Origin of the sequence: Natronorubrum bangense, from assembly GCF_004799645.1 — an archaeon.
Taxonomy (GTDB): domain Archaea; phylum Halobacteriota; class Halobacteria; order Halobacteriales; family Natrialbaceae; genus Natronorubrum; species Natronorubrum bangense.
Window position 1 is genome coordinate 817806 of record NZ_CP031306.1, and the last position, 9862, is coordinate 827667.

General features: G+C 60.5%; 11 protein-coding genes, 1 tRNA gene and 1 pseudogene. 8 read left to right on the forward strand and 5 right to left on the reverse strand.

The window, feature by feature from the left end:
* Positions 1 to 201: 201 nt before the first annotated feature.
* On the reverse strand, positions 202 to 729 hold the full coding sequence (locus tag DV706_RS19255) for a GNAT family N-acetyltransferase (protein WP_006068040.1): 528 nt from the start codon (positions 727 to 729) through the stop codon (positions 202 to 204).
* Positions 730 to 985: 256 nt separating this feature from the next.
* On the opposite strand from DV706_RS19255, the gene DV706_RS19260 reads away from it, so the two are divergent.
* Genes DV706_RS19260 through DV706_RS19270 form a run of 3 tightly spaced genes read left to right on the forward strand, consistent with a single transcriptional unit; the run spans position 986 to position 2778 of the window.
* Positions 986 to 1534, forward strand: a complete 549-nt coding sequence (locus DV706_RS19260) for a hypothetical protein (RefSeq protein ID WP_136350767.1) — start codon at positions 986 to 988, stop codon at positions 1532 to 1534.
* 34 nt (positions 1535 to 1568) lie between these two features.
* Positions 1569 to 2009 (forward strand): DUF7344 domain-containing protein, encoded by a 441-nt coding sequence (locus tag DV706_RS19265; protein WP_240756799.1) that lies wholly within the window; start codon positions 1569 to 1571, stop codon positions 2007 to 2009.
* A 49-nt stretch (positions 2010 to 2058) separates the two neighbouring features.
* The gene (locus DV706_RS19270) at positions 2059 to 2778 is read left to right on the forward strand and encodes a DICT sensory domain-containing protein (protein ID WP_006068037.1); all 720 of its coding nucleotides are present in this window, start codon (positions 2059 to 2061) and stop codon (positions 2776 to 2778) included.
* A 114-nt stretch (positions 2779 to 2892) separates the two neighbouring features.
* Here the strand turns inward: DV706_RS19270 and DV706_RS19275 are convergent, their stop codons facing one another.
* On the reverse strand, positions 2893 to 3867 hold the full coding sequence (locus tag DV706_RS19275; protein WP_006068036.1) for a radical SAM protein: 975 nt from the start codon (positions 3865 to 3867) through the stop codon (positions 2893 to 2895).
* Positions 3868 to 4130: 263 nt separating this feature from the next.
* Positions 4131 to 4541 (reverse strand): universal stress protein, encoded by a 411-nt coding sequence (locus DV706_RS19280; protein WP_006068035.1) that lies wholly within the window; start codon positions 4539 to 4541, stop codon positions 4131 to 4133.
* Positions 4542 to 4807: 266 nt separating this feature from the next.
* On the opposite strand from DV706_RS19280, the gene DV706_RS19285 reads away from it, so the two are divergent.
* Positions 4808 to 5218: a universal stress protein gene (locus tag DV706_RS19285; protein ID WP_006068034.1), complete on the forward strand. Its 411-nt coding sequence runs from the start codon at positions 4808 to 4810 to the stop codon at positions 5216 to 5218.
* A 243-nt stretch (positions 5219 to 5461) separates the two neighbouring features.
* Here the strand turns inward: DV706_RS19285 and DV706_RS19290 are convergent.
* Together DV706_RS19290 and DV706_RS19295 are read right to left on the reverse strand one after the other, a co-directional pair.
* Positions 5462 to 5532, reverse strand: a tRNA-Gly gene (locus DV706_RS19290).
* A gap of 102 nt (positions 5533 to 5634) precedes the next feature.
* Positions 5635 to 6345, reverse strand: coding sequence for a class I SAM-dependent methyltransferase (locus DV706_RS19295; protein WP_006068033.1), 711 nt, complete (start codon positions 6343 to 6345; stop codon positions 5635 to 5637).
* 207 nt (positions 6346 to 6552) lie between these two features.
* Here DV706_RS19295 and DV706_RS19300 point away from each other — a divergent pair, with 207 nt between their 5' ends.
* From DV706_RS19300 to DV706_RS19315, 4 genes and pseudogenes are all read left to right on the forward strand, one after another.
* Complete coding sequence (locus tag DV706_RS19300) at positions 6553 to 7023, forward strand: DUF5793 family protein (RefSeq protein ID WP_006068032.1); 471 nt, start codon at positions 6553 to 6555, stop codon at positions 7021 to 7023.
* 102 nt (positions 7024 to 7125) lie between these two features.
* A complete protein-coding gene (locus tag DV706_RS19305) occupies positions 7126 to 8286 on the forward strand; it encodes an ABC transporter ATP-binding protein (RefSeq protein WP_006068031.1) in 1161 nt (386 codons plus the stop codon).
* Between the two features lie 145 nt (positions 8287 to 8431).
* Positions 8432 to 8884: a DUF998 domain-containing protein gene (locus tag DV706_RS19310; protein WP_240756905.1), complete on the forward strand. Its 453-nt coding sequence runs from the start codon at positions 8432 to 8434 to the stop codon at positions 8882 to 8884.
* Positions 8885 to 9147: 263 nt separating this feature from the next.
* Positions 9148 to 9457, forward strand: a pseudogene (locus tag DV706_RS19315) (UPF0058 family protein).
* Positions 9458 to 9862: the final 405 nt, after the last annotated feature.

Genomic DNA, 9862 nt, shown 5'->3' on the forward strand with positions numbered 1-9862 from the left:
GTTGCGTTTCTGTGGTTGTATCGGAATAGCGTACGGCTGTATCCCCGCCCTACTGCGCTACTCGCTCACAGTGTTCGCTGCGTTGCTCCTTGAGGACGGGGACTTAGCCTGCAAAAGTTAACGGAGATTTTGGTTGCTGTAGCGTTGATTGCTTCACCTGTCCTTGTCGCTGAGCGTTCCCTTTCGATGCTTGAGTGCCTGTTAAGACTCGGATTCAGGCGGCTCGCTGTCGCGTCGCGACTCGAGAAACCCGTCTTCATCCTCGGAGAGATCGCGCTCGCGAAACTGCTCGAGGCCGGCCTGATAGCGTTCTCGAGGATTCTCGATAGCAGCAGTCGGATACTCGAGCACCAGTTCGGCGATGCCTGTCGTCTCCCCCGTGTAGCCGAAGCCGGCCCGATACAGCGCCTCGTAGGCAAACGGGTTGTTGACGGCGATTCGAAGCCGATCGTAGCCGCGCTCTACGGCGCGATCACGAACGTGGCGCAGTAGCGCCGGGCCGATGCCCTCGCCACGGCGCTCGTGGTCGACGGTGACGTAACGCAGCCACAGCGTTCCCGCGTCGGTGCGATCCTCGTTGAACGCGACGGCGGCAACGATCGTGCCGTCGTCTCGAGCGACGGCTTTCCCGGTGTTCGTCATGACGAACTTGCCGGCGTAGCTGAACCGTTTGTAATCGAGGCGTAGTTTCGGGCCATCGGGCGGCCAGCCAAGCAGATCGTACTCCACGCCGGTAGTTGCCGGTCAGCACCTATAGTCGCTACTGAATATTTCGATCGATCGCTGAACAGCGGCGTGAAAGTCGTGTCAGACGGACTGTTGTATTCAATTACCGCCGATCGCTGGCCCCGTTTCTGGCGATCGACGGTAAATAGTGACAACAATCCGTGGCAGTTGTCACCAGAGTAGGCTGTGCTCGACCATCGACGCGGTGGTTGTGCGTGCCAGTCCAACGCTTTTGAGACCGTTGATCGTAGCCGGAGATATGAGCACCGAGACTGACGATGCGTCTACGTTCGGTATTAGCGGCACCAGCGGCTGGTTCGTCGGTGGCACAGCCGGTGGCGCAGTCGGGGCCGCCGCGTTCGGCCTCTTGATGTGGCTGTTCGATCCCGCCGTCGTCGCCGTCGCCATCCCCGAAATTTACGGGCTCGAGCCGGTTGGAATCGCTGGCTGGGGTGTTCATATCGCCCACGGGATCGTCCTCGGACTCGTGTTCGGATGGCTGGTAACTCGCGACCCCATCCTCGGCATTCTCCGGACAGACGTCGAGACGGACATACTCTCACAGACCGGTATGACGCTCCGACTCGTCGGTGCTGGCTTCGTGTTCGGCCTTGCGATCTGGGCACTCCTTCCCGTGCTCGTCTTGCCAGTCTGGGCTGCGACGATCGGCGGTACCGCTGGTGGATTCCCGATAGCCGCTATCGAGAGTCTGGTCGGACACCTCCTGTTCGGGATCGTCCTCGGAGTCATCTTCGCCACGACCGCCGATCTCAGCGAGCAACCGTCCGGGCAGCCACTCGAAGACTGATATCGCTCATCGACTCGGGTTCCGGGGTCGGCAGGTGTCGTCTCCACATATCACCGATGGCAAATGTAAGGGGGCGATTGACATACTCTCGCTGTCTACCCAGGACATGGACCCCGAACACCGCTCGTCGAACGGGTCGGCGTCGAGACGGGACGTCGTCGACGATGGGTTTCTGGTGCTTCGAAACCAATCCCGCCGGTTTGCGTGTTATTTTCTGCTCGAACACGAGACGGCAGCAGTGTCGGAGCTAGCCGACGTCGTTGCCGGCTGGATTTACACAACGGATGGCCGGATCGTCGAATCACAGTGTCGAGAGCAGTGTTATCTGAGCCTCCTCCACACACACGTTCCGATGCTGGTCGAGACGGGTGTCGTGTGTTACGACGAACGTGCCGGTACTGTTTCGCTGGCGCCGTGCCCAGAGCCGATTCGGACGTTGATAACACGGGCCTGTGCGATGGAAACCAGTTCATGATCACTCACGCCGCGGTCGGTCGCTCGTTCGGGCTCGAGGCCCACATCCAATGACACTCACTACCTGCTTCACTCGACTCGAACCGCCCACACGAACGGTCACCATCTATGCACCACAGCCACAGCCCGACATCGTCGACTGGTTCCAGACTGGTGTCGACGCCATCGACCACCGCTCGCTTCCGGACGAAACAGCAGCCAGCCAGAGCTTTTTTAATATCCACGAGGACGAGACGTTCGTCGCAGCCGTCAGCCTCGAATCCGCCCGCGAGTTTCTCGAGCCACCGATCTATGAGCCGTGGACCGATGCGTTCGACGACGCCGCCTATCGCCGCTTGATCGATGTCTTCGAATCGACGGTGTGGCGCTCCCTCGAGCGACGACAGCTACTCGCGGTCAGCCGTGAGATCGAGACCCGAGCCTGGAACGTTGGTAGCGGGACGCTCCGGGTCGGATTCCAACATGCGACTGCCCTCGAGGCGATGGCACCGGTCTACGCCCGCCTCGCTGCGGAGACGGCACTCGATATCCACGTCTACATTGCCGACGACTGGAACCGGCCGTCGATCCCCGGCGTAACGATCCACACCAACGGCGACGACGAGATCAGCTCGTTCTGGGTGCTCGCCTTCGACGGCGACGGCGATCCGCTTCGGACCAGCGGTCTCATCGCTCGAGAGCGCGCCGATAGCGGCTTCGATGGGCTGTGGACCGACGAGACACAGCTCGTCGCCCGACTCGAGCGGGCGCTGCGGGCGGTTGGCGAGTGACGAGCCCACCTGCTCAACGTCGGTTTCGCCACCGCCGGACCCATAACACCTCGTCTTTCATCGCCGAACAGCTGTGCGTTCGCGCGGTCGTCGTCTCCGGTCCGGCCGACAGCCTCAGAACAATCCCTGTAATCCCGGTCGGTCCGCAAGCATCGACCGATCGAGAGAGAGTCGCTCGAGTCCAACATCACGGGCGTGTTCGACCACGGCGTCGTACTCGGCTTCGGTGATCGGACGGCTGATCGCCTCGTAATACTCCTCATCGACGGCCTTGTAGTGGGGCTGGTACTGTGCCATCACGTTGACGAAGGTGTCTGCGGACAAGTCCGTTGCAATGAACTCAAGCACCCGTTTGGCGCTGTCGACGTGGTTCGGCATGACGAGGTGTCGAACGAGCACGCCGCCTGTCGCCAGCCCGGTGTCATCGAGGCGGAGGTCGCCGACCTGCCGGTGCATTTCCCGGAGCGACCTCCTAATGTTGGACCAGTAGTTCGGCGCTTTCGAGTATTTCGCCGCCGCCTGATCGTCCGCCCACTTCACATCGGGCATGTAGACGTCGACGATACCATCGAGTCGCTCGAGGATTGCTGGTCGCTCGTAGCCGCCGCAGTTCCAGACGATCGGCACGTCGAGGCCGCGCTCGTCGGCGAGCTTGACGGCTTCGACCAGATGCGGCGCGTGGTGGGTCGGCGAAACGAAGTTGATGTTGTGACAGCCGTTCGCCTCGAGTTCGAGGGCCATCTCCGCGATTTCGGCCGGTGTTGCCGGCTCACCCGCCGCCTCGTGGCTGGTTTCGAAGTTCTGGCAGAAGACACACTTCATGTTACAGTTTGCCAGAAAGATCGTCCCGCTTCCGTTGTGCCCTTTGAGACAGTCCTCTTCGCCGAAATGCGGGAAGTACCCCGAGACGTACGCGGTGTCGTCGACCTGGCAGGTCCCCTCCTGACCGGCCGTTCGATCAACATGACACTCGTAGGCACACAGGTCGCAGTCGGCGTATCGCTCCCACAGGTCGGTACTGCGCTGCTCGAACTCGTCGTCCGAAAGCTGCTTGTAGTTCGGTGTCGACGCTGATGACTCGACGCTCATACTGTTGAGTTTGGTACTAAATACCATAGTCGTGTTGCCACCCGACAGAATGCTCATTCAAACGGTGTGTTGAGTTCAGCGATGTGACCTGTGACCGGGGTGGCCATCCGCGGCGTCGGCCGTTCCGAAACGACGGTCCTCGAGTCGGTGTCCGACAGCGAACTCCCCGAGTAGCCGAAACTCGAGATGGGTGTCCGTCAGCCACTCGAACGCTGTCAGGCGGCTGAATCGGATCGAAGCGCCCGTCGTTCGGTCCCAGCGCGTTACTCCTCGGGTGGGACCGTCAACACCGGGATTGGGGCCGTCTGGATCGTTCGTTGTGCGACGCTGCCGACCAGAAACCTGTGGAGACCAGTTCGGCCGTGGGTGCCCATGACGATCATATCGATCTCGTTGTCGTCGGCGTACTCGACGATCTGCTGGGCGACAGGCCCCTCTCGAGTGGCGCCCGTGAACGCAAGACCTGCCTGTTCCACCCGTTCTCGCCCCGTCTCAACTGCCTCGTCGACACGGTCGGCCCACTCCTCGCGGAGTTTGGCCCCCCTGGTCATCTCTGGAACGACTGCCAACACGTGAACGGCTGCCTCGAGTGGGGTTGCGATCTCGATTGCCTGCTCGAGTGCGTGATAGCTGTTGTCACTGCCATCCGTCGGGACCAAAATATGCTCGACCATTGCTGCTCTGGTTCATCCTGTCCACAATGTGGGACATATAGGCGAGGGGTCATCCAGTTCGCCCCGATCCTCGAGTGTCATCCGGTCTGGAACGACGTCCCGTTCATCGTTCGTGACTGGCCGGTAACTCGAATCGACAGCCCGACTACCAGTATCTATCGTAGCTACTGACGTTCAGCGGCTGCTGTAGCACAGCGGTTCCAACCGACACCCAGAGACATGCAAGCAGAAGGCTTATAGACGTATTCGTTGGCTGAATTACATCAATGTATGAACACATTCTCATCCCGACCGACGGGAGCGAAAACGTAGCGCAGGCGATCGACAATGGAATCGCGATCGCGGACGAGTTCGGCGCAACAGTGCACGCACTGTCGGTCGTCCCGTACGTCGTCACACGCGACCGGCTTCGCCACGATCCAGAAGCCGAGGCAGAACGCGCAGTCGAGGCTGTCGAACAGCGGTGTAACGAGGAAGGAGTCGATGTGAGTACGGAAGTTCGGAAGGGAAACCCACCAGAAGAGGTGCTCGCCTACAGTGAAGACCACGATATCGATGTCATCATTATGGGAACCCACGGGAGAAGTGGGCTCGAACACGCCATTATTGGGAGTGTTGCGGAACGAGTCGTCCGAAGATCGTCGATACCCGTCTTGACAGTGCGTCCGGAAGACTGAGACGGGGATCGCGTCGGTGACTCTGAGACGCACGGACAACGCCTGCAGCTCGCAAACCTGCTCGCTGTAGAAGTGCACTCATGCGACTGCTGCTGCTCGCGGATTTGCTCGCAGCAGAAGTGCGCGGACCGGGATTTGAACTACGTGAAGACGGTCGCGTTCGCTTTGCTCACGCGCTGCGACTTCCCTACTTCAATACCCTCATACGATACCTGCGGCTCACGAGTTTGTTCGCAGCAGAAGTGCGCGGACCGGGATTTGAACCCGGGCCATGAGCTTGGAAGGCTCAGGTCCTACCACTAGACCATCCGCGCCTATCTCCCAATTCTGGTTCCGTGTTTAAGATGCTTCCGTTTTCGATCAACCCGCTCGAGTCGGCCATTCCTGGCCCCCACTTCCGACCATACCTGACTCTATCACTCCGCTCGCGGGCTCGAGTCGGCCGCTCCCGCCACGGTCGCATAGCAGTTACCACTCGAGACCTCCCACTCGAGCACTTCGAGTGCGCTCGCCTCGAGCGCCGTGTCGAACTCCTCGGGGCTGTAGATATGGTAGAACCGGTCAACGATCTCGCCACCCGGCAGCGTCCACTCGACAGTCGTGTCGAATCCTTCCGTTTCGTCGAATTTGTCGTGGGCGGTCGACCACACGCTGAGGAGTGCGCGGCCATCTGGAGCGAGAACGCGTGCGAGTTCGTCGAGACTATCCCGTCGTGCTCGCTGGGTCGGCAGGTGATGGAGCGTCGCGACGTAGACGGCGATGTCGACGCTATCGGTAGCCAGCGGCAGTCTTGCGGCGTCGCCCTGACAGAGCGCGACCTCGAACTCGCGCTCACAGGCGCGTTCACGCCCGGTCTCGAGGAGTCCGCGGCTGGCGTCGAGACCGACGACTGGTTCGCAGTGAGGGGCCAACAGTTCGGCGTGGCGACAGTTGCCACAGCCAAGATCGAGTCCGGTAAGCGGAGTGTCCGAGTCAGTTTCGAGGCCGTCGGCATGCGTCTCGACGAACGTCTCGACTTCGGGCCAGGCGTACTCTCTGGTGGCGGCGAAGTGGGTGGCAATCCGGTCGTAGGTGTCACGAACGGCGGCTCGTCGCGAGGTGTCGGCTCGCGTTTGCTCCTCGGCCATTGTCCGTCCTCGTTGGGGAGCGCGCAAAAAGCGTTCGCAACGCCAGCAGACGACGGGCACGCTCGTGATCGAGAAGGGGCACTGCACTCACACGACGGTGGGTTGAAACGGGAGCCGTTGGGATGTACTGATCACGTGGCCACCGCGACGTGACGGTTCGCTGTGCGTTACGTTGATACGGTGTGAGTGCGAATCGGTAGATACGGAATGAGGCGCGAGCACTTCACGTTAGATGTCAACAATGTCGACTGGGTCGAGACCAACGGTGAGCCGAGCAAACCCTCGGTATCGATTGACTTTACTGGCCCGGCGACGATGCTTCGCGAGCGCCTTACCGGCCCCGACGGAGACGTTCTCGAGGCAGCGGAAACCGATGTTGCACTCCGATTACAGGGCCCACTGGGCGACGGTACCGCGGGTGTCGTCAGCGTTACGAACCGGGTCACCGGCGAGTTCATTCTCGAACTCAATGAGGATGCCGACGATGTCCTGACGTTTATCCAGGCCGCACGTGGCTACGGTGAGGACGAAATCGAAGCCGAGGGACGCTATGAGGTCGAAATCAGTCTCGATGGCGATCCGTTTGTCAGCTACGACAAACAAACGTTTCTCGTCTACGACGACGAGGGAGATCTGCTTCGCCAACACAGTTTGATCCCGAGCGGCGTCGAACTCTGATCGGCGAGCAGTCTTTTTAACCGACTGGATCTGACCGGCAGATATAAGTGTTTTAGGCGCACCTAAAAGAACGAACGCCGGCAGATGCCGGAGGGGCGATCAATGGCGAACGGACAACTGCTCACAACGACGGCTGGAGAACAACCGGAGACACCGACGGTGTCGGCGGATGACGTCGTGCTCGAACTCGAGAACGTCGGCAAACAGTACGGTACCGAAGAAGTCATCCCAGACCTCTCTGTGACCGTTCGCGACGGTGAGATCCTCACGTTGCTTGGCCCGTCCGGCTGTGGCAAAACGACGACGCTCCGGCTGATCGCCGGCCTCGAGAAACCGAACAGCGGCCAGATCCGCCTTCGAGACACCGACGTCGCCGGTAACTGTCGATTCGTGCCACCGGAGGACCGCGGCGTCGGCGTCGTCTTCCAGGAGTTCGCGCTGTTTCCACATCTGACCGCCCGCGAGAACGTTGCCTTTGGGCTCCAAGAGTGGGCCGAAACCGAACGCGACGCACGCGTTGACGAACTCCTCAAACTCGTCGGGCTCGAGACACAGGGCGAGGCCTATCCGGAGGAGCTCTCCGGCGGGCAACAACAGCGAATCGCCCTCGCTCGCTCGCTTGCCCCCGAACCCGAGATGCTGTTGCTCGACGAACCGTTCTCGAATCTGGACGTGGATCTACGCGTCGAGATGCGCGAGGAAGTTCGTCGGATTATCAAGGAGGCAGGTGTCACTGCCATCTCGGTCACTCACGATCAAGAAGAAGCGCTCTCGATCTCCGACCGTGTTGCCGTGATGAACGACGGCGCAATCGAACAGATCGACACGCCACAGCAGGTCTTTCAGCAGCCCGAATCTCGGTTCGTCGCTGGCTTTCTCGGCCACGCCAGCTTTCTCTCGGGAGCGGTCCGCGGCGACAGCGTCGACACCGCACTCGGTCGCGTGCTTCGGGATGACGTCCACGGCCTTGCCCACCAGTACGACGGCACCAACATCGACCTGCTTGTCCGCCCCGATGACGTGACGGCCTTCCCGGCCGAGGAGTCGGAAGCCAACGGCAGCGTGGTCTACCGCCGGTATCTCGGCCCGACCGTCCTCTACCGTGTTGAACTCGACACCGGTGAAACCATCGAGTGTATGCACAACCACTCCGACCAGATCGATCTCGATGAGCGTGTTACCGTCCGCGTCACGGCCGACCACGAACTCGCGTGGTTCCCGGCCGGCCAGCGCGACGGGACGACACCTGTTGGTGCGGACTGAGACGAGCTGCTGTCACGAGCCACCGGCACGACTGCGAGTCATTTTGTGGTCACACCGGAACTAAGCGGGTTCGCCCGAGTCGCCGCTGCGCCGCGTGGAGAAACAAACACACAGGTTGATACGTTTTCGTCGCGATTCGAACGGTATGGCTGACAGGAACTGGCATCGAATCGCATCGGGGTGTGGACTCGCCGCACCGATCGTCGCTCTGGGTGCAATTTTCCTTGCGACCCTGCTTGCTGCCCCGGAAACGTTCACTTGGCGCGACCGTGCACTCTCGGATATGGGTCGCTATGGTGCCAACACCTTCCTGCTTTTCAACGGCGGGCTCGTTCTCGGTGGACTGCTTGGACTCCCGTTTGGCTGGCGACTCTGGGTGGCGAGTCAGACCACCCTCGAGCGCCTCGGCGTCGGCTTGCTGTGGGGTGCGACGATCGGACTGGTCGGCGTCGGTGTCTTCTTTCTCGACCACACTGAGTTCTATCTCACAACGAGTCTGCATGGGCCGGCTGCCGTGCTGTTTTTCGGACTCGCACCGTTTGCACAGTGGCTCTACGGTACTGGACTCGTCCTGTCGAGAAGCCACGACTCGGACTGACATCGATCTGGCTCGGACTAGTGCATCCACTCGGCTGGCTCGGTTGGTTGTTGTTTCGAGTCGGCAGCGATGACCAATGGCGTGGTTTGCTGTCCGGAGTTCGTCGCTGCGCTTGCCTTCGGCAGTTGGGTCTCCTCATTGCCGGCATTCAGTGGCGACGAGACGGGAGCAGAACCACCGTACCGAGCCGCTGAGCGCCCGAGACGGGTTTTGCGACTGAAGCGCACACAACGCTTAAATCGAAACCGTTCATACAACGGTGTATGCATAAGGACGAACTCCTCGAGCTCCACGAAGAACTCGTCGTCATCATGGAGCACTTCTCCCAGCGAGAAGACGTGGATGAGACACTTTTTGAGCCGTACACGAACTCGACGTCGACCCATCACACGTCCACAAATCGAAAAGCGAACACAAACACGCCGTCTCATCCTCGGCAACGCCCTTGCAAACGGCATGAGCGAAGACGAGTTCTCGAGCGCCGGTCGAATCGGCAAACGGATGAAAGAACTCGCCGAAGACGCCGAGTCGAAATCTAGGCGAAACGTATTTGTTTCAGTTCACGCTTGTTGAACTATGAACTCGCGCACGCAAGAGCGCGTCGAACAATGGGATTCTCAGCAGTTCGATGGCGGGTACGATGGCCTTGCTGATCTCGCTGCTGCTGACTTCTCGGGGCTGTTGTCGCCGCTGGGACGTGCTATTTATGCTCAACGGCCGCATGTCGGCGTCGTCGACGGATCAGTTTCGGACTTCGAGACCACGACGGGACGGTCTATGAGGCACCGCATCCGTCGCTCCACTGCTCTCGGCAATGGAGGAAGCAGACGGTGACACGAGAGCGAAGTACTACACGAACGAGACACCACTGCACGAAGTCGACGAGACACTCCAGAGCGGCTCGTTTACGGATATGTCGAACTGAGCGAAAACGTCCTTAGTGGAGACTACTACGCCGTCTACTACGGCGGTCGTCGA

What these genes read in the sequence shown, in the direction of transcription:
- DV706_RS19270 (WP_006068037.1), top strand. Translation starts at nt 2,059, where the DNA reads ATGACACTCACTACCTGCTTCACTCGACTCGAACCGCCCACACGAACG.
- DV706_RS19260 (WP_136350767.1), top strand. Translation starts at nt 986, where the DNA reads ATGAGCACCGAGACTGACGATGCGTCTACGTTCGGTATTAGCGGCACC.
- DV706_RS19295 (WP_006068033.1), bottom strand. Translation starts at nt 6,345, where the DNA reads ATGGCCGAGGAGCAAACGCGAGCCGACACCTCGCGACGAGCCGCCGTT.
- DV706_RS19310 (WP_240756905.1), top strand. Translation starts at nt 8,432, where the DNA reads ATGGCTGACAGGAACTGGCATCGAATCGCATCGGGGTGTGGACTCGCC.
- DV706_RS19280 (WP_006068035.1), bottom strand. Translation starts at nt 4,541, where the DNA reads ATGGTCGAGCATATTTTGGTCCCGACGGATGGCAGTGACAACAGCTAT.
- DV706_RS19285 (WP_006068034.1), top strand. Translation starts at nt 4,808, where the DNA reads ATGTATGAACACATTCTCATCCCGACCGACGGGAGCGAAAACGTAGCG.
- DV706_RS19275 (WP_006068036.1), bottom strand. Translation starts at nt 3,867, where the DNA reads ATGAGCGTCGAGTCATCAGCGTCGACACCGAACTACAAGCAGCTTTCG.
- DV706_RS19300 (WP_006068032.1), top strand. Translation starts at nt 6,553, where the DNA reads ATGAGGCGCGAGCACTTCACGTTAGATGTCAACAATGTCGACTGGGTC.
- DV706_RS19305 (WP_006068031.1), top strand. Translation starts at nt 7,126, where the DNA reads ATGGCGAACGGACAACTGCTCACAACGACGGCTGGAGAACAACCGGAG.